The 17,398-nt window shown below is 68.4% G+C and carries 14 protein-coding genes; 8 read left to right on the top strand and 6 right to left on the bottom strand.

Features of this window, described 5'->3' with window-relative positions; all coding sequences use genetic code 11:
- Nucleotides 1–41: 41 nt before the first annotated feature.
- Nucleotides 42–1,682: a DNA repair helicase XPB gene (locus JOF29_RS04710; protein ID WP_209693011.1), complete on the top strand. Its 1,641-nt coding sequence runs from the start codon at nucleotides 42–44 to the stop codon at nucleotides 1,680–1,682.
- A 107-nt stretch (nucleotides 1,683–1,789) separates the two neighbouring features.
- Here the strand turns inward: JOF29_RS04710 and JOF29_RS42720 are convergent, their stop codons facing one another.
- The 5 genes from JOF29_RS42720 to JOF29_RS04690 form a co-directional block, all read right to left on the bottom strand.
- Nucleotides 1,790–1,972: a putative endonuclease domain-containing protein gene (locus tag JOF29_RS42720; RefSeq protein ID WP_245357444.1), complete on the bottom strand. Its 183-nt coding sequence runs from the start codon at nucleotides 1,970–1,972 to the stop codon at nucleotides 1,790–1,792.
- A complete protein-coding gene (locus JOF29_RS42715) occupies nucleotides 1,969–2,166 on the bottom strand; it encodes a type IV toxin-antitoxin system AbiEi family antitoxin domain-containing protein (RefSeq protein ID WP_245357443.1) in 198 nt (65 codons plus the stop codon). The genes JOF29_RS42720 and JOF29_RS42715 overlap by 4 nt, the downstream gene beginning before the upstream one ends.
- A gap of 155 nt (nucleotides 2,167–2,321) precedes the next feature.
- Nucleotides 2,322–3,032, bottom strand: a complete 711-nt coding sequence (locus JOF29_RS45160) for a FadR/GntR family transcriptional regulator (protein ID WP_307863145.1) — start codon at nucleotides 3,030–3,032, stop codon at nucleotides 2,322–2,324.
- 27 nt (nucleotides 3,033–3,059) lie between these two features.
- Nucleotides 3,060–3,995: a dihydrodipicolinate synthase family protein gene (locus JOF29_RS04695; protein ID WP_209693009.1), complete on the bottom strand. Its 936-nt coding sequence runs from the start codon at nucleotides 3,993–3,995 to the stop codon at nucleotides 3,060–3,062.
- Between the two features lie 14 nt (nucleotides 3,996–4,009).
- Nucleotides 4,010–5,071, bottom strand: coding sequence for a sialidase family protein (locus tag JOF29_RS04690; protein ID WP_209693008.1), 1,062 nt, complete (start codon nucleotides 5,069–5,071; stop codon nucleotides 4,010–4,012).
- A gap of 47 nt (nucleotides 5,072–5,118) precedes the next feature.
- Between JOF29_RS04690 and JOF29_RS04685 the strand changes: the two genes are divergently transcribed.
- The 4 genes from JOF29_RS04685 to JOF29_RS04670 all read left to right on the top strand — a co-directional run bounded on the left by JOF29_RS04685 (nucleotide 5,119) and on the right by JOF29_RS04670 (nucleotide 10,686).
- A complete protein-coding gene (locus tag JOF29_RS04685) occupies nucleotides 5,119–6,741 on the top strand; it encodes a type 2 periplasmic-binding domain-containing protein (protein ID WP_209693007.1) in 1,623 nt (540 codons plus the stop codon).
- A complete protein-coding gene (locus JOF29_RS04680) occupies nucleotides 6,741–7,685 on the top strand; it encodes an ABC transporter permease (protein ID WP_209693006.1) in 945 nt (314 codons plus the stop codon). Before JOF29_RS04685 ends, JOF29_RS04680 begins: the two co-directional genes overlap by 1 nt.
- Entirely contained in the window at nucleotides 7,682–8,569 is an 888-nt protein-coding gene (locus tag JOF29_RS04675) for a carbohydrate ABC transporter permease (RefSeq protein WP_209693005.1), read from the top strand. Before JOF29_RS04680 ends, JOF29_RS04675 begins: the two co-directional genes overlap by 4 nt.
- A gap of 107 nt (nucleotides 8,570–8,676) precedes the next feature.
- Nucleotides 8,677–10,686: a HelD family protein gene (locus tag JOF29_RS04670; protein ID WP_209693004.1), complete on the top strand. Its 2,010-nt coding sequence runs from the start codon at nucleotides 8,677–8,679 to the stop codon at nucleotides 10,684–10,686.
- Between the two features lie 6 nt (nucleotides 10,687–10,692).
- Here the strand turns inward: JOF29_RS04670 and JOF29_RS04665 are convergent, their stop codons facing one another.
- The gene (locus JOF29_RS04665; protein WP_209693003.1) at nucleotides 10,693–11,883 is read right to left on the bottom strand and encodes an MFS transporter; all 1,191 of its coding nucleotides are present in this window, start codon (nucleotides 11,881–11,883) and stop codon (nucleotides 10,693–10,695) included.
- Between the two features lie 89 nt (nucleotides 11,884–11,972).
- On the opposite strand from JOF29_RS04665, the gene JOF29_RS04660 reads away from it, so the two are divergent.
- The 3 genes from JOF29_RS04660 to JOF29_RS04650 all read left to right on the top strand — a co-directional run bounded on the left by JOF29_RS04660 (nucleotide 11,973) and on the right by JOF29_RS04650 (nucleotide 17,162).
- Nucleotides 11,973–12,284: an ArsR/SmtB family transcription factor gene (locus JOF29_RS04660; RefSeq protein WP_209693002.1), complete on the top strand. Its 312-nt coding sequence runs from the start codon at nucleotides 11,973–11,975 to the stop codon at nucleotides 12,282–12,284.
- Between the two features lie 74 nt (nucleotides 12,285–12,358).
- Complete coding sequence (locus JOF29_RS04655; RefSeq protein ID WP_209693001.1) at nucleotides 12,359–14,608, top strand: outer membrane protein assembly factor BamB family protein; 2,250 nt, start codon at nucleotides 12,359–12,361, stop codon at nucleotides 14,606–14,608.
- Between the two features lie 172 nt (nucleotides 14,609–14,780).
- Entirely contained in the window at nucleotides 14,781–17,162 is a 2,382-nt protein-coding gene (locus JOF29_RS04650; RefSeq protein ID WP_209693000.1) for a PQQ-binding-like beta-propeller repeat protein, read from the top strand.
- Nucleotides 17,163–17,398: the final 236 nt, after the last annotated feature.

Here is a 17,398-nt window from a genome sequence, read left to right as displayed (position 1 = left end):
CAGGCACAATGGAAGGTCGGGGCGAGGATTAGGAGCTGCGGGTGACGGACGGTCCACTGATTGTGCAGTCGGACAAGACCTTGTTGTTGGAGACGGCGCATGCGGATGCGAGTGAGTGCCGGAAGGCTATCGCGCCGTTCGCCGAGTTGGAGCGGGCGCCGGAGCATGTGCACACGTACCGGCTGACGCCGCTCGGGCTGTGGAACGCGCGGGCCGCGGGGCACGACGCGGAGCAGGTGATCGACGTACTGCTGCGCTACAGCCGCTACCCGGTCCCGCACTCGTTGCTGGTCGACATCGCGGAGACCCTGGATCGGTACGGGCGGCTGCGGCTGGAGAAGCACCCGGAGCACGGGCTGGTGCTGGTGACCACCGACCGGCCGGTGCTGGAAGAGGTGCTGCGCAGCAACAAGGTGAAGCCCATGATGGGCGCGCGGCTCGACGACGACACCGTCGTGGTGCACCCGTCGGAGCGCGGTCACCTCAAGCAGACCCTGCTCAAGCTGGGCTGGCCGGCGGAGGACCTGGCCGGGTACGTCGACGGCGAGGCGCACCAGATCGCCCTGGTGACGGACGGATGGGAGCTGCGCCCGTACCAGGAGCAGGCGACCGACTCGTTCTGGCACGGCGGCTCCGGTGTCGTCGTGCTCCCCTGTGGCGCCGGCAAGACGATCGTCGGCGCGGCCGCGATGGCGCAGGCGTCCGCGACCACGCTGATCCTGGTCACGAACACGGTGTCCGCGCGGCAGTGGAAGGACGAACTGCTCCGCCGTACGACGCTGACCGAGGACGAGATCGGCGAGTACTCGGGTGCGCGCAAGGAGATCCGGCCGGTCACGATCGCGACGTACCAGGTGATGACGACGCGGCGGAAGGGTGTCTACACGCACCTGGAGCTGTTCGACGCGCGCGACTGGGGCCTGATCGTGTACGACGAGGTCCACTTGCTGCCGGCGCCGATCTTCCGGATGACCGCGGACCTGCAGACCCGCCGGCGGCTCGGGCTGACCGCGACGCTGGTCCGCGAGGACGGGCGTGAGGGCGACGTGTTCTCGCTGATCGGGCCGAAGCGGTACGACGCGCCGTGGAAGGACATCGAGGCGCAGGGCTGGATCGCTCCGGCGGACTGCGTCGAAGTTCGGGTGGACCTCGAGCAGACCGAGCGGTTCGTGTACGCGACGGCCGAGCCCCAGGACCGCTACCGTCTGGCCGCGTCCACCCCCGCCAAGTCCAGGCTGGTACGCCGCATCGCCGAGCACCACGCCGACGAACCCCTGCTCGTCATCGGCCAGTACATCGACCAGTTGGACGAGCTCGGCGAACGCCTCGAATGCCCCGTGATCAAGGGCGAAACCACCGTCCGCGAACGCCAGCGCCTGTTCGACGCGTTCCGCCACGGCGAGATCACCCGCCTGGTGGTGAGCAAGGTCGCGAACTTCTCCATCGACCTCCCCGAGGCGTCGGTAGCCATCCAGGTCTCCGGCACCTTCGGCTCCCGCCAGGAAGAAGCCCAACGCCTGGGCCGAGTCCTCCGCCCCAAGGGCGACGGCCGCACCGCCCGCTTCTACTCGATCGTCGCAAGAGACACCATCGACGCCGAATTCGCCGCCCACCGCCAACGATTCCTAGCCGAACAGGGCTACGCCTACACCATCGTCGACGCCGAAAACCTCTTCGCCTGATGTGCAAGGTCGACAGGAGGTGTCGGTGTCAGCAGCTCGTCGGCACGCTCGGCGCCTGCGCTACCAGGCGAGGTTCGAGGGACATCTCCTGTCGAGATTGCACATGATCAGCCGGCAAGACGCCGTGCCAACGCGGCCCGGACAGTCGCGACGACCCAGGCCGGGTCTCCGACCACCTGCTCGTAGGTGAATCGGAGCACGAGCCATCCCGCCGCCACCATTTCGTCGTATCGGTGGCTGGCTGATTCGGCCGGCGGCAAGGCCTGCGTCCGCCACGGCCAACGACTCACCGAACGGGAGGATGCGAGAGCACGGCCAGCTCGTCGGCCGGAAGGCCCGGCAGCGCATAGATCCCCAGCGCGATCCGCTGCACCTCACCCCGCGCGAGCGCAGCCTCAACGGCACGGCGGGAGGTCGCGCCAACCAGCTCCGCCCGGGTCGCCCAGCCGCCATGGCGGGCGAGGACCTCAGCGACAGCTTCCATCCGACGATGGTGCCTCAGGTGGGTCGACCGATGAGTTGGCTTATCCACAGGGGCAAGCTCGACAGGACGTGTCCACGCCCGAGGGCGCCCCCACGCTCAGCTGACTAGCCGATCCTCTTCAGTGGCCGTATATGTCCTGTCGAGGTTGCACGCGCCTACTCGCCCAGCCGGGTGTGGATGCCGTGGAAGTGGGACTTCATGGAGGTGGCGTAGCTGGTGGGGTCGGCCGTTTTGAGGGTGTTGAGGAGGTCTCGGTGCCAGGCGGCGGCGTCTGCGGGGGTGTAGCGGGCGCCGGGGAGGCGGGCGTCTACCTGGGCGAAGGTTCGCCAGAAGACTGACAGCAGGTCTATGACGAGGGCGTTGCCCAGGGGTTCGTAGAGGGCCTGGTGGAAGGCCCAGTCCTCGTCGGGGAAGTAGTTGCCTTCGGCAGCTTGGGCTTCCATGCGTTCGACGATGGGTTCCAGGGTTTCGTAGCCGTGGTGTTTGAAGTGTTCGACGACGTCGTCGGCCAGGCCTACTTCGATGGCCTGCCGGACCTCCAGGACGTTCTGGACGTCGCGGAGGTCGCCGGCCATCGACTGGGACATGCGGAAGGCCAGCCCGTCCTCCAGGGACTGGAGGTTGACCTCGCCGACGTACGTGCCGTAGCCGTGCCGGATCTCGATGATCCCGACGGCCTGCAGTGCCTTCATCGCCTCGCGGAGCGGGTGCCGGCCGACGCCGAGCTGGGCCATCAGCTCCTGCTCGTTCGGCAGCGGATCACCCGCCTTCAGTCCGCGCTCCAGGATGTACGACTTCATCGCATCCCGGATGAAGGACTGGTTCCCTGCCGCACCGCGTGCCCGGCTGAGCCCACCCGTTGTCACTGCCGGCCTCCCTTGAAGTAGGACCGCTCAGTGTAATCCGGCGCGGTCCAGTAGCGGTCGGACAGCACCGATCTCCGTGTCGTTCAAAGGAATGCAGGGGTACGCCGTGACCGGGCAGTCGATCACACCCAGCAGGTAGAGGCCTGCCTTGAACGCGCCCAGCGCCGAGGAACTGGCGCCCATCCGGGAACGGTCGGGAACCTTGATGATGTCGAAAAGGCGGAACAGGCGGTCCTGCTCCTCCCGCGCAGCAGCCGCATCACCACCCACAGCGGCCTTGAACAACCGCGCGTACCCAGCGGGGTCCACGTTGCCCAGCCCGGGTACGACGCCGTCCACGCCGAAGGCCAGCGCGGAGTCGACGGTTACCTCGGAGCCGGTCATGATCGTGAAACCATCCAGAGCCTTTTCGCGGCGGGAGATGACCAGCTCGCGGAGTGAGGTCTCCTGGCCGGACGAGTCCTTGACGCCGGCAATTACACCCTGCTCGCCGAGAGACATGACCAGGGAGGCCGGGAGCTTCGTACCTGCTCGCGGTGGGATGTCGTACGCGTAAAGCGGCACTCCCTCAGCCTGAGCCGCCAGACGCTTGAAGTGGCGCTCGATCTCGGCGGGGTGAGTGGCGGCGTAGAAGGGTGCTGTGGCGACCAGTGCGTCCACGCCGGCCTTCAAGGCGGCTGACACGTGGGCGGCGACCCGCCCGGTGGACGTGTCGATGACACCGGCAAGAACTGGCACCTGACCGGCAACCTCCGCGACAGTCGTCTCCAGCACGACCTGGCGCTGCTCGTCCGTCAGGAACGTCCCCTCCCCGGAGGTGCCGAGCACGAACACCCCGTCCACACCCCCGGCCAGCTGGTACTGGATCAGCCGGGCGAGCGACGCGGTGTCGACGTCGTACTCAGGGGTGAGCGGGGTGACGAGCGGCGGTACTACTCCGGTCAAGCGGGCGGACTCGGTCAAGGGGTCTCCCAACCTCAAAGGGCGAATGTGGCGAAGCGCAAGGTCGCGAACGAGGAGGTCTCACCGGCCTCGTAGAAGATGCCGACGGAAGCGTCCGGAAGCAGCACCAGATCGGAGTACCCGGCCATGCCCTCGTGCACGACCAGGGCGGGCTTCCAGGACTCGCCGGCGTCCTCGGAGACGAAAACGGTCAGTTCCCGGCGGGACGACGGGTGCACCGGCGTGGACAGCAGCAACCGCCCGTCCGGCAGGCAGAGCACGCTGCCCTGGATACCGGGTGCGGTGATCTCGGGGATCCCGGCGTACGGCGCGTCCAGCGTCTGACCCCCGTCCGACGACCAGGCGTGGATGCGGGCCGGTCCGGTGCCCTGGTGGTTGCGGGCGTTGAAGTAGAGACGCCCGTCCGGGAGCTCGGCGACGGCGGTCTCGTTCGCGTTGATCTCCGGGCCGTCGTTGCGGTCCACGAACCCGACCGACCAGGTGGCACCGCCGTCATCGCTGTAGATGCAGTGCCCGCCGTTCAGCCGGATCAGGTCGTCCACAGGCTCGGACGGCACCGAAGAATGATTGGCCGGTACGACGAGCCGTCCGGTACGCAAGGTGATCCCGTGACACGGCCCGGTCGCGTACCAGCCCCAGTCGTCCGGCTTGACCTGCGCGGTGATCTCCACCCCAGGCGACCACGAAGCGCCGTCGTCGGACGATCGCTGCACGAACACCCGCCGTCCGTCGACCGGATCGGTGCCCCGGGCAAGCGACAGCTCGACCGCGTCCGCGCCGTTCTGCACCGTCACGAGCACGATGTCGCCGGTCCCCGGATCGATCACCGGCACCGGGTTCCCACAGGTCTTGCCCCGCGCCGCGGACACCACCTGCAGCGGCAGCCAGGTGCGCCCGCCGTCGAGCGAGCGCCGCAGCACGACCTCGATCTCGCCGGCGTCGCCGGCCCCGTGCCGCCGGCCCTCGCAGAACGCGAGCACCGACGAGCCAGGCGCCAGCACCGACGGGATGCGGAACGTGTGGTACCCGCTGCCCGCCGGATCGAAGATTTCCGAAGCGCCGACTCTTGAAGACATAGGACGTACTATGTCATGGTGTGGCCCTCCGATGGAAGTGAGGCCTCATGCCGGTCAGCAGAAGAAGTTTCCTCGGCGGCGGCCTGGCCGCCGCCGCTGTCGCGGTCACGGGTACGCCGCTGCTGGCGGGGTGCGCGTCCGGCAAGAAGAACAGCGCCGCGGCGAACGCGGCCGTGAAGCTGCCGACGTACACCAAGTACGGCGAGATCAAGCCGGACCTGCCCGGCACCGACGTGGTGCTGGACGGCTTCCTCAAGTACCCGGCGAACCCGGTGAAGGCGATCGCCGACGCCCCCGGCGACGGCAAGCCGATCACGTTCATGACGAACATCCCCGGCGCGATCCCGCCGGCCGCCGACCAGAACCAGTTCTGGCAGGAACTCGACAAACGCCTCGGCTCCGAGCTGCAGATCAGCATGGCGTCGAACGACGAGTACAAGGACAAGTTCGCGACGCGGATCGCGGGTGGCGATCTGCCCGACATCCTGAACATCCCGCCCGACACGCCACAGATCCCGGGCCTGGTGAAGTCCAAGTGCATGGACCTGACCGAGCACCTGTCCGGCGACGCCGTGAACAAGTACCCGTTCCTGGCGAACCTGCCGACCGAGTACTGGAAGGGCTGCGTCTTCAACGGCGCGATCTACGGCGTCCCAGTACCGCGCGGTATGTCCCGGACGTCGCTCGCGCTCTACCGTGAGGACCTGCTCGCGGCGAAGGGCATCAAGGACCCGGCGCCGAAGAACTTCCAGGAGTTCTTCGACCTGGCGAAGGAGATGACCGCGGCCAAGCAGAACAAGTGGGCCTGGACTCGGGTGCCGATGTCGACGATCCGGATGATGCTGTCGATCCCGAACGTGTGGAAGGAAGACGGCGGCAAGTTCACCTCGATGTACGAGCACGAGGCGCAGGAGCAGGCGCTCGAAGCCGGCCGCAAGATGGTCGCCGCCGGCGTGGTGAACCCGGATGCCTTCAACGACAAGGCCAGCGCCCGCAAGCAGTGGTTCAACGGTGGTATCGCGGCGTTCGACTACGACAGCTTCGTGGCCTGGAACCAGTACTACTCCGACAACACCGCCGGCCCCGCGTTCGCGGTGAACATGCTCGACGTACCGGGCTTCGACGGTGGTGAAGGTGCGCCGTGGATGGGTTCGGCTCTGAACAACCTCACGTCGTTCAGCAAGAACAGCAAGCACTCGGCCGAGACGTTGCTGAAGATCGCGAACTGGATGGCCGCGCCGTTCGGCACCGAGGAGTACCTGTTCCGCAAGTACGGCGTCGCCGGCCGGCACTACACCCTGCAGGGCACGGACCCGGTCCCGACGAAGACCGGCACGGTGGAAACGGGCATCGGTCTGCAGTACATCAGCGACTCCGCGCTGGCGCTGTACTGGGCCGGCAAGCCTGACGTGCCGCAGAAGCAGCACGCGATCCAGGAGAAGGTCGCGAAACGCCTCGCGTACGACGCGTCGTACGGCCTGTACTCCGACACGGTGTCGAAGAAGCAGACCCAGCTCAAGAAGACCATGGACGACCTGGAGAACCAGATCGTGCAGGGCAAGAAGCCGGTGTCCGACTGGGCCGCGGCGGTGCAGACCTGGAAGTCGTCCGGCGGCGACAAGATGCGCGCCGAGCTCGAGCAGGCGCTCTCCGACACGGCAGGGAAGTAATGCTGCAAAGGACTTCGAAGCGGTCGCGGGAACGGCTGAGTCTCGGGCGGCGGCTGGTGCGGGACCGGGTGCTGCTGCTGTTCGCGTTGCCCGGGGTCGCGCTGATCATCGCGTTCCACTACGTGCCGTTGCTGGGCAACATCATCGCGTTCAAGGACTACCAGCCGTTCCTCGGGATCGGTGGCAGCGACTGGTCGGGCTGGGAGAACTTCAGCGTGATCTTCAACGGCGACCCGGCGTTCCTGCGGGCGTTGAAGAACACGCTGATCCTGACCAGCCTGCAGTCGGTGTTCGTGTTCCCGGCGCCGATCCTGCTGGCGTTGTTGCTGAACTCACTGTTCTCCGAGCGGATCAAGCGGATCGCGCAGAGCATCCTGTACCTGCCGCACTTCATGTCCTGGGTGATCGTGGTCGCGCTGTTCCAGCAGATGCTCGGCGGCAGCGGCCTGCTGAACAACTACCTGCGCTCGCACGACCTGTCGACGATCAACATCATCGGGAACTCCGAACTGTTCCACGTGCTGCTGACGTCGCAGATCATCTGGAAGGACACCGGGTGGGCCACGATCCTGTTCCTGGCCGCGCTGTCCCAGATCGACTCGCAGCTGTACGAGGCGGCGAGTGTGGACGGCGCGACCCGGATGCGGCAGCTCTGGCACGTCACGCTGCCCGGGCTGCGCGGAATCATCATCCTGCTGTTCATCCTGCGACTCGGTGACTCGCTCACGGTCGGGTTCGAGCAGATCGTCCTGCAGCAGCAGGCGGTCGGGCGGGACGTCAGCGAGGTACTGGACACGTATGTCTACAACAACGGCGTACTCGGCGGGGCTTGGGGTGTCGCGGCGGCGGTCGGCCTGGTGAAGGGCGTTGTCGGCGTGATCCTCGTGCTGACCGCGAACAAGGTCGCCCACATCTTCGGTGAGCAGGGGGTGTACCAACGATGAGCCGCAAGATCGTTCAGGGTGTACCGATGCCCGGCTGGCCGATGCGGGCCTTCAAGGGCCTGGTCCTGCTGGTCTTCTGCGCGGTCGTGATCCTCCCGTTCGTCGGGGTGATCTCGACCAGCGTCGCGCCGAACAAGCAGATCAACGAGTCCGGCGGCCTCGTCCTCCTGCCGAAGTCGATCAACCTCCGGGCGTACGAGTCGCTGTTCGCCGGCGGCGTGGTGACCCGGGCGCTGTTCGTCAGCATCTTCGTGACGATCGTCGGCACGCTGCTCAGCCTGACCGTGTCGTGTCTGCTCGCCTACGCGCTGTCCCGGCCCGGGTTCTCGGCGGGCCGGCCGATCCTGATGATCGTGCTGTTCAGCATGCTGTTCTCCCCCGGGATCATCCCGCTGTACCTGACGGTCAAGGGCGTCGGGCTGCTGGACAGCCTCTGGGCGCTGATCGTGCCGACGATGATCAGCGCGTTCAACGTCGTCGTACTGCGGGCGTTCTTCATGAACCTGCCGAGCGAGATCACCGAGAGCGCCCGGATCGACGGCGCGGGTGAGCTGATGACGTTCTCGTACATCGTGCTGCCGCTGTCCAGGGCGGTGCTGTCGGTGATCGGCCTGTTCTACGCGGTCGCGTACTGGAACGCGTTCTTCTCCGCGCTGCTGTACCTGAACGACTCCAAACTGTGGCCGTTGCAGCTGGTACTGCGGACGTACGTCATCAACGACACGCAGCTCGGCAGCGCCGAACTCGGCACCGAACTGCTGCCGCCGCAGGCATCGATCCAGATGGCGATCCTGGTGGTGTCGATCGTGCCGATCCTGATCATCTACCCGTTCCTGCAGCGGCACTTCGCGAAGGGAGTCCTGACCGGCGCGGTGAAGGGGTGAGAGGGCGTCCAGGCGCAGGGCGCTCGGACGCCCTCTTAATTCGGTTCCGTGACGCATGGTGGTCAAGTAACGTGGCTGGGCTCCCCACACTCGCCGGAGGTTCCAGCATGCCCGCAGACACGTCCGACACCCTTCAGGCGGAGCAGGACTACCTGAAGAGCTCCCGGGCCGCGCTGGCGCTGATGCGGGAGAAGACCGGCTCGCTGGAGATCCACAGCGCGGACCGGGTCAACCAGGAGTTCCTGCAGGCCGCGATCTTCCGGCGGATGAAGGAGCTGGAGGACGACCCGGACGTGCCGTTGTTCTTCGGCCGGCTGGACTACCTCGAGCCGACCGACGAGACGTTTCACATCGGCCGCCGGCACGTCAACGACGAGCTCGGCGAGCCGCTCGTGGTGGACTGGCGGGCCGACATCTCGGTGCCGTTCTACAGGGCCAGCAAGACCGAGCCGATGGGCGTCGGCGTCCGGCGGCGGTTCGGCTTCACGCATGGCGAGATGACCGCGTTCGAGGACGAGGACCTGACCGCGAGCGGTGCGGCCGAGCAACACAGCGACATCCTCGATGCGGAAATCGAGCGCCCGCGCTCCGGCCCGATGCGCGACATCGTCGCCACCATCCAGCCGGAGCAGGACGTGATCGTCCGGGCCGGCGTCGGCGAGACCATCTGCGTCCAGGGCGCGCCCGGGACCGGGAAGACCGCCGTCGGGCTGCACCGGGCGGCGTACCTGCTGTACGCGTACCGGGACCAGCTCAGCCGCGCCGGTGTGCTCGTGGTCGGCCCGAACGCCAGCTTCCTGCGCTACATCGGGGACGTCCTGCCGGCTCTCGGTGAGATCGAGGCGAAGCAGACGACGGTCGAGGAGATGGTTGCCCGGGTCAAGATCGCCGGGCCGGGTCCGGCGCCGGTCGACGTCCTCAAGGGCGACGCCCGGATGGCCGAGCTCCTGCACCGCGCGGTGTGGGCGCACGTGAAGCAGCCCGAGGAGGCCCTCGTCGTACCGCGGGGGGCGCACCGCTGGCGGGTGGCGACGTACCAGGCCGAGGAACTGGTCGACGAGCTCCGGACGCGCGGCATCCGGTACGGCGCCGGCAGGGCGATGCTGCCGCAGCGGCTGGCCCATGCGGTGCTGCTGCGGATGGAGGCGGCCGGGGACTCGCCGGACGACCGCGTGCAGGATTCTGTCGCCAGGAGCCGTCCGGTCAAGCAGTACGCCGAGGCCCTGTGGCCGGCTGTCGACCCTGCGAAGCTGCTGTTCCGCCTGTTCACCGAGCCGGACCTGCTGGCCGAGCACGCGGACGGCATCCTCACCGCCGAGGAGCAGGCGCTGCTGATCTGGGACAAGGTGCCGCGCTCCCCCGGCGCGGCCAAGTGGTCCGTTGCCGATGCCACGCTGATCGACGAGATCGCGGACCTGGTCGACCGTACGCCGTCCCTCGGCCACGTGGTGCTCGACGAGGCCCAGGACCTCTCGGCGATGCAGCTGCGCGCTGTCGGCCGCCGCTGCTCCACCGGGTCGATGACTGTGCTCGGGGACATCGCACAAGGCACCACACCGTGGGCCACACCGTCCTGGGACGAGGCCCTGATGCATCTGGGCAAGATCGGCGCTCACACCGAGGAGCTGACCGCCGGCTTCCGCGTCCCCGGTCAGGTGATCGAGTACGCCGCCCGTCTGCTCCCAACGATCGCCCCGCACCTCAAACCGCCGACAGCCGTACGGCGGGCCCGTGGTGAGCTGACGATCACCCGCGTACCGGACAGCCTCGCCGCTGCGGTCACCGCCGTACAGGAGGCGTCCGAGCGGCTCGGGTCGATCGGGCTGATCGTTCCGGACGCTCTGGTCCCGGCGACCCGGAAAGCCTTGCAGGGCATGGCTTTCTCGGTGCTGGGCGACGAGGACGACGTCGACGCCCACCTGGACGTCGTACCGGCCTCACTCGCCAAGGGCCTCGAGTTCGACCACGTAGTACTGGTGGAGCCGGCCGGCATCGTGGCGGGCGAGGCCGACGAGCGGACCGGCCTCCGCCGCCTGTACGTCTGTCTGACTCGTGCCGTCACCTCACTGGTCGTTTTGCACAGTGAGGACCTCCCAGAGGTACTAGAAACCGCCTGACCCTCCTCAGTCAGCGGCTGCTGTCACGTAGACGTCCTCGTCACGCTCGAGCTGTTCCACCTGTCGCAGGGACGGGTCGCGCCACAGCAGGTAGAGCAAGCCCAGCACCACCAGGGACAGTGCAGCCGCCAGTACGGGCAGGTACCCGACGCCGAGCGTCTGGATCACCAGTCCGCCGACCACAGCGGACAGACCGGCGCCCAGGTAGATCGCGGAGGCGTTGAGAGAGATCAGCAGACCCCCGCCCAGCTCCAGCAGGAGGTTCTGGATCGGCGGGTTGAAGGCCCAGGTCAACATGCCCCACACGACCAGAGCGAGTCCGGCACCCAACTCTGTGGTCAGTGTCAGGTCGAGTGTGGCGAGAACAGCGGTAATGCCGAGCATCAGGACGACCAGCGCGCGCAGACTGCCGAACCGGTCAGTGATCCGGCCGCCGAGGAAGTTGCCGATCACCGCGCCAACGCCGTACAGCACGAGCAGCAGGCTGGTTGCATTGCCGCTCAGACCGGCGGTGTGCTTGAGCAGCGGGACGATGTAGATGTACACGCTGAACGCGGCGAGCACGGCGACCACAGTCATCGCCAGGACGATCTGCACGCGCCGGTCGGTGACTCCGGCGAATCGTTCCCGCAGGCTGACCGCGGGTGGCGCGTCGACCTTTGTGAGCGCGGCACGCTCGACAACGGCGACCAGCACGGTGACTGCGGTGATGAGCGCGAAGACGCCCTTGTAGCCGAGTGTCGGACCCAGCAACGTTCCTGCTGGAACGCCGAGAACCAGCGCGAACGAGAGGCCGCCGAACACGATGGCCACTGCCCTGCCGCGTTCCTCGGGCGGCAGCAAGCTGGTGGCGAAGAGTGTGGCGGCCGGGGTGTACGCGGCGGCGCCGAACGCGGCCACGATGCGGCCGACGATCAGCAGCGGGTAGTTGCCGGCCACTGCGGCGATCAGGTTGCCGAGCGCGGCCAGGACCAGTGCGGCGATCAGGAGGGTACGTCGCTCCCACCGGCCGGTCAGCGTGGACAGGATCGGCGCACCGATCGCGTACGACAGCGAGAACGCGGTGGCCAGCTGGCCCGCGGCGGTCAGCGAGACGTGCAGCTCGGAGCTGACGTCGGGCAGCACCCCGGACACGACGTACGCGCTGGTGCCGACCGCGAACGCGCCGGCGCCGAGCAGGTAGATCCGTGCGGACATGACGACCTTCCGGAGACATCGGATAGTAGTTCGACGGTTATCGTACTACGAAGATCATCGAACTTCGACAGGCGTCGTACTATGGACCCATGGCCACCAAAGTCCTCCCGCAGCCGGAGCGGGGTGAGATCCGCGTCGAGGCGGTTCTGCAGGCGTTGGGCGAGCCGGTCCGGCTGACCATCGTCCGGGCGCTCGCCGACCACCCGGCCGGCATCTGCTGCGGCGAGATCGAGCTCCCGGTGACGGCGTCCACACGCGCCCACCACCTGAAGATCCTCCGCGAGGCCGGCGTGATCTCCACCCACACCGACGGCACCCGGCGAATCAGCCTGCTGCGCCGCGACGACCTCGAGGGCCTGTACCCGGGCCTGCTCACCGGGGTTCTGTCGGCCCAGCAGTAACCAGGACCTAACCGCAAGGTGGCGGTGGGGTGATCGTGGGCTGGTTGCAGTAGTGCTGCTGGCAGACTGAAGCGGTGGTGGAACTTCGGGCGCGCTGGGATGACCTGCTGCCCGGGTCTGCCTCGCTGGCGGACGACCTGGTCGCGCGGTACGTCGACCGCACCCGCCGCGCGTACCGCGACCAGTACCTGAACATCGTGCTGACCGCGCTGGATTCGCTGATCCAGCTCTCCACCGATCCGACCAGCGTCCGGCTCGCGGCCTGGTTCCACCGGGCGGTCCACGAGCCCGGCGGCACCCCGCCCGAGGACGCCGAGGCGTCGGCCCGGCTGGCCGAGCAGCGGCTCCCGCAGTACGGCGTACCGTCCATCCGGATCGCCGAGGTCGCGCGGCTGATCCGTCTGACCGGGGACCTCGCCGCGCCGCCGCCGGACTCCTACGCACCGCCTCGCCGCGACGCGAACGGCGACGTACTGCTCGACGCCGTGAACGCCATCCTCGCCTCCGATCCCACCCGGTACGCCGTGCACACGGCCGAGGTACGCCGTGACGCGGGCGAGCGGAAAGCCGCCCTCGAGCACCGGTACGACGACGTACGCGACCTGCTCGACGGGCACCTGTACCGCACGCAACTGGCGCGTCAACGGCTCGGCCAGGTCGCACGCCTGAACCTGGAGTCAGAGCTCGCCGGACTGGACACTGAGCTGCCGGCACCCTGGCGTGGCTGGCAGCAGGCCGGGCTGACGGCTACGGCCACGTTCGGCGCAGTCGCGGCCGCCGTGGTCGCGATTGCCGCCTCTGGCGCGTCCTGGCAGATCCCAACCGCCGACGACGAAGTCGGGTGGCCTACGGTCGCGCTGGCCGTTCTCTCGTTCTTCAGCGCCCCAATGCTGTTCCGCTGCGCCCGCAGTGCCAGCCAGCGCGCACGCCTGATCGCGGGCACAGTACTGGCGATTGCAGTGACCGGCCTGCTCATCGCCTGGGCCCAGACACCAAGAACCAACCCCGCCACCGGCGTAGGCCTCCGTGTGCCGCTCCTGATCTCAGCGTTGATCCTGCTGCTCGTAGCAAGCGGAGCCGGGCTGGTGGCGTCCCTGCTTCGCACCCGGACCGCCCGTTATCTCCCGGCGCGCAACTTGGGCCAGCAACTCGCCTGGCTCGTCGTACCGGTTGCTGTTGCCCTCGTGCTCCTGCTGATCGTCCAGCCGTTGTCACGCAACTACGTGCTCTCGTCCAACGAACGCCTCGAAGGCTCCCCACAGCAGGCCGGTGTGGCCACCCCGTCCGTTCTCAACGGAAGCGTCGCCTGGGTCAGCGAGTCGGTCGCCGGTACCGGCGCGGAGGAAGCGATCGGCACACGCTTCGGCGTAGCGATCCCCCGCCCGGACGGCGTGGTGGAGATGCTCGACGCGGCCACCGGGGCACTGCGCTGGCGCTACAGCCGCTCGGACTCCGACGAGAAGCCGGTCATCACAACCACCGGCAACGGCGAGTACGTGCTCGCCCTGTTCGCCGGCGTCGGGTACCTGCTGCTCAACGCGGACACAGGCCGCCGTGAGGCCGCGTGGCCCGGCCGGACGCGGGACAGGTTCATCCAGCAGTCCCAACCGCTCCTGACGGGCGAACGCAGCGGCAAGCTGCACGGCGTCGACCCGAGCGGGCATGAGCGCTGGACGTACGAGTCCGGCAACTGCACAGACCTCGGCGCGATCGCCACGGCCGAGACGGTGCTCGCCTTCGTCAGCCACACCTGCGACGATCAGCCGGACCAGATGACCGCGCTGGATGTCCAGACCGGCAAGAAGCTGTGGACCAAGACCTCACCGGACAGCTACCGGCGGCCGGTCGTCGTGGCCGGTCTGGTCGTGGTGGCCGAACCCGGCGGCGACACCGACGTACCGGTTGCGCTGACCGCGATCGAGCCGAGTACGGGCGACATCCGGTGGCGCTGGGACGTGCCGAAGAGCTGGGCCTGCCGCACGCTCCTGAACGCCGCAGGGAAGTACCTGATCGTCGTCGACTGCCCGGGGCCGAGCACTGTGGAGAGCCGCCGGACCGTGGTCACCGCCATCGACGCGAACACCGGGCTGACCGCCTGGCAGACGGTGGCACCGGTCAGCCCGCGGGCGAAGGTCACGGTGACCGCGGACGGCCGGGTGGTCTCGCTGAGCCGTTCGGGCACCGGCTGCGTCGCGAACGTGATCAACCGGGCCGGCCTCCGCCAGGTCCGGCTGCCCAGCGGCATCGTCTGCGCCCGGGACCCGCGGGCGGTCGGCAATCTCGTACTCACCTCCGGCCCGAACACCGTGATCGCCCTGCGTTAGTGACTCCCGGTAGTCGATGGGTGTCAACCCCCCTCTCGTTGACGGCGGAGTGTGACCTGTACCGCACTTCCTGGGGGTCAGGTGACGAGCCGATAACCCTTTGGCCACGGACCGATTCGGGAATCCCGGATCCGTCCGTCCGGACTCCCAACGGGTGCCAGACTCCATATCCATGGACCTGCGCGACCAGTGGAATCGCCTGCTGCCGCACGCGCAGCCGTTGGGCGACGATCTGCTGGCTCGTTACGCAGAGCAACATCGGCATTATCACGACCGGCAGCACCTGACCGAGGTACTGGCCACGGTCGACGAACTGGCCGAGTACGCCGACGACGCGGACACCGTCCGGCTGGCGGCCTGGTTCCACGACGCGATCTACGACCCACAGGCCGACCCCGGTGAGAACGAGGAGGTCTCGGCCCAGCTGGCCGAGCTCGAGCTGGCCGCGTACGGCGTGGCCGCCGACCGGGTCGCCGAGATCGGGCGGCTGGTCCGGCTGACCGCCAAGCACGACTGCGCCGCGGACGACCGCAACGGCGCCGTGCTGTGCGACGCCGACCTGCGGATCCTGAGCCTGCCGAAGTCGCGGTACGACGAGTACGCGGCCGGGATCCGGCAGGAGTACCAGCACGTCGCCGACCGGGACTTCGCCCGCGGGCGGATGTCGTTCCTGCAGGCGCTGAGCGAGACCCGGCTCTATGTGACCCCCAGGGGTCACGAGGAGTGGGAGAGGCCGGCCAGGGAGAACCTCACACGGGAGGTCGAAGCCCTGGGCCCTAGGGCAGCCCGACCGATCGGCGGGCTGATCCCGGTCATCTACTTCGGCGCCGCACTCGGTGCGGTGGTCGCGTCCTCGGTCCTGCTCGGCCGTGGTCTCGGCGCGGCGGCCAAGTGGCCGGCCGAGCCGTCCGACGTCAGCGGTTTCCCGGTCTGGGCACCAATCGCCGGTACGGCGGTAGCGGCCGCCCTGACCTGTGCGTGGTTCCGCAGGACGCAGCGGCGTCTCGTGACCGTCCCGGCGATCGTCTTCGCTGCCGTCGGGCTGATCGCGGTTGGCGTGTGCTGGTGGCGCTGGCCGGCCGCTCAGCCCGGCGCGGCCATGTCGGAGCGCTGGCCGTACCTGCTGATCGCGTCCGCGGCACTGGTACTCGCAGGGGCGCTGCTGGCGTTGGCGCTCCGGCTGCGGCTCGCACCGGCGTACGCGCAGGCTCCTCCGCGCTGGATGGGCGTTGGCGCCACGGCTGTCTGTGGAGCGCTGCTGGCGTGGGTCGTGGTCTCTGCTGGTGAGCCTTTCGTACAGGCTCGGCTGGAGACCGCTAACACGGTCAGCACGACCACGACGATCCAGCCGACCCAGCAGCCGGTGCAGCTCGACGGGACGCTGGCGTGGAGCCGTGAGGTCCCGGCAACGGGTGCCATCACCGGTACGGCGGGTGGTGTCGCGGAGCTGCGCTCGGACGGTGTGGTGATGTCCGACGCGGCCACGGGTCAGATCCGGTGGCGCTACTCGCGGGCCGACGTACAAGACGCGGCGTCCAGCGGCTCACGGGGTCTGGTGGTGTCAGATGACGGCCAGGTCCTCGCTGCGCACCTCCCCCGGGCCCAGTACGGCGAACCCACGGGCATCAAGCTGCCGACGTACGCCGTACTCGACGCGGTGAGCGGGAAGGTGCTGACCGAGGTCGACTCCGACGGTACGGCGCTGGCTGTCGACTCGGACCAGTTGCTGGTGGCAGAGGGCAACTACGTCGTCTCCCACGGCGTGAGCAACCCGACGCACTGGCGGGCGCAGGTGCGCTGCAATGTGACGCAAGGCGCGCTGGTCGGCGACCAGGCGGTCGTCGTCGACGCCTGTGCCGGCAACGGTGCAGTCGTACGCGGACTGGACCTCCAGACCGGTGCCCAGAAGTGGGAGGTCAACCTGGGCGCCCGGATCGACCTGAGCGCCGAGTTGGACCCGTCGACCTGGGTCGGCCAGCTGGTCTCCGTCCCCGACACCCGTGAGATCTCCGGGCTGATCTGGACCGGCGCTGCCGGCGGCACGCTCTACCAGTGGTCCGTGGACACCAGCACGGGCAACCTCCTCTGGACGTCACCAGTGCCAGGCACTCCACGCCCACGGCTCGGCTCCTCGTCCTGCGACGCACAGCTCGCCGCCACGCACGCGTCCCTCGTACTGATCACCTGCCGAACCGGCAACGACTCAGGCCAGCCGCAGACGTACGACGTGTCCGCGTCGAGCCCCGCCGACGGTACGCCGCAGTGGCACCACCTGCTGCAGGTACCGCCCAAGCTGCAGCACCCGGAGTACCCGCGCGACGGGTTCGGGCTGCTGCCGGACGGACGGGTCGTCACGCTGATGCCGCAGGCCAACGGCAGCTGCTCGCCGGTGCTGATCGGCTCCAACGGCATCCAGGCCCGGCCGATCCTGGCCGGCTCCAACACCCAGACGGTGGCCAAGTCCGAAACCGTCACCTGCGACGAGCCAGCTGTCACGGTGGCCGCCGCCCGCCCGATCTTCTCCGACGGAACCCGGCTCTTCGCGCTCAACTGACCCCCGGGGAATTCTGTTGCCCCGGACTCCGTTCATACCTACCGTGATCCCCATGTTCCGCGTGGTTTTCGAGTTCGACCTGTCAGGCCAGTGCCTGACGGGCGCTCCCACGTGGGCTGCATCAGTCGATTCGGCCACTCGAAGCTGACCCTCCTCCTGCTGAGCAGGACCCGCGGAGGAGGGTGGCTGGCTACCGGCCCCCTCACGCGGTGACAGCGTCGTGCGGGCTTGCCGGA

This window comes from Kribbella aluminosa (assembly GCF_017876295.1).
GTDB lineage: Bacteria > Actinomycetota > Actinomycetes > Propionibacteriales > Kribbellaceae > Kribbella > Kribbella aluminosa.
This window is presented reverse-complemented; position numbering and strand designations above follow the sequence as displayed.

What these genes read in the sequence shown, in the direction of transcription:
- JOF29_RS04665 (WP_209693003.1), bottom strand. Translation starts at nt 11,883, where the DNA reads ATGTCCGCACGGATCTACCTGCTCGGCGCCGGCGCGTTCGCGGTCGGC.
- JOF29_RS04690 (WP_209693008.1), bottom strand. Translation starts at nt 5,071, where the DNA reads ATGTCTTCAAGAGTCGGCGCTTCGGAAATCTTCGATCCGGCGGGCAGC.
- JOF29_RS04670 (WP_209693004.1), top strand. Translation starts at nt 8,677, where the DNA reads ATGCCCGCAGACACGTCCGACACCCTTCAGGCGGAGCAGGACTACCTG.
- JOF29_RS04675 (WP_209693005.1), top strand. Translation starts at nt 7,682, where the DNA reads ATGAGCCGCAAGATCGTTCAGGGTGTACCGATGCCCGGCTGGCCGATG.
- JOF29_RS04685 (WP_209693007.1), top strand. Translation starts at nt 5,119, where the DNA reads ATGCCGGTCAGCAGAAGAAGTTTCCTCGGCGGCGGCCTGGCCGCCGCC.
- JOF29_RS42715 (WP_245357443.1), bottom strand. Translation starts at nt 2,166, where the DNA reads ATGGAAGCTGTCGCTGAGGTCCTCGCCCGCCATGGCGGCTGGGCGACC.
- JOF29_RS04680 (WP_209693006.1), top strand. Translation starts at nt 6,741, where the DNA reads ATGCTGCAAAGGACTTCGAAGCGGTCGCGGGAACGGCTGAGTCTCGGG.
- JOF29_RS04650 (WP_209693000.1), top strand. Translation starts at nt 14,781, where the DNA reads ATGGACCTGCGCGACCAGTGGAATCGCCTGCTGCCGCACGCGCAGCCG.
- JOF29_RS04660 (WP_209693002.1), top strand. Translation starts at nt 11,973, where the DNA reads ATGGCCACCAAAGTCCTCCCGCAGCCGGAGCGGGGTGAGATCCGCGTC.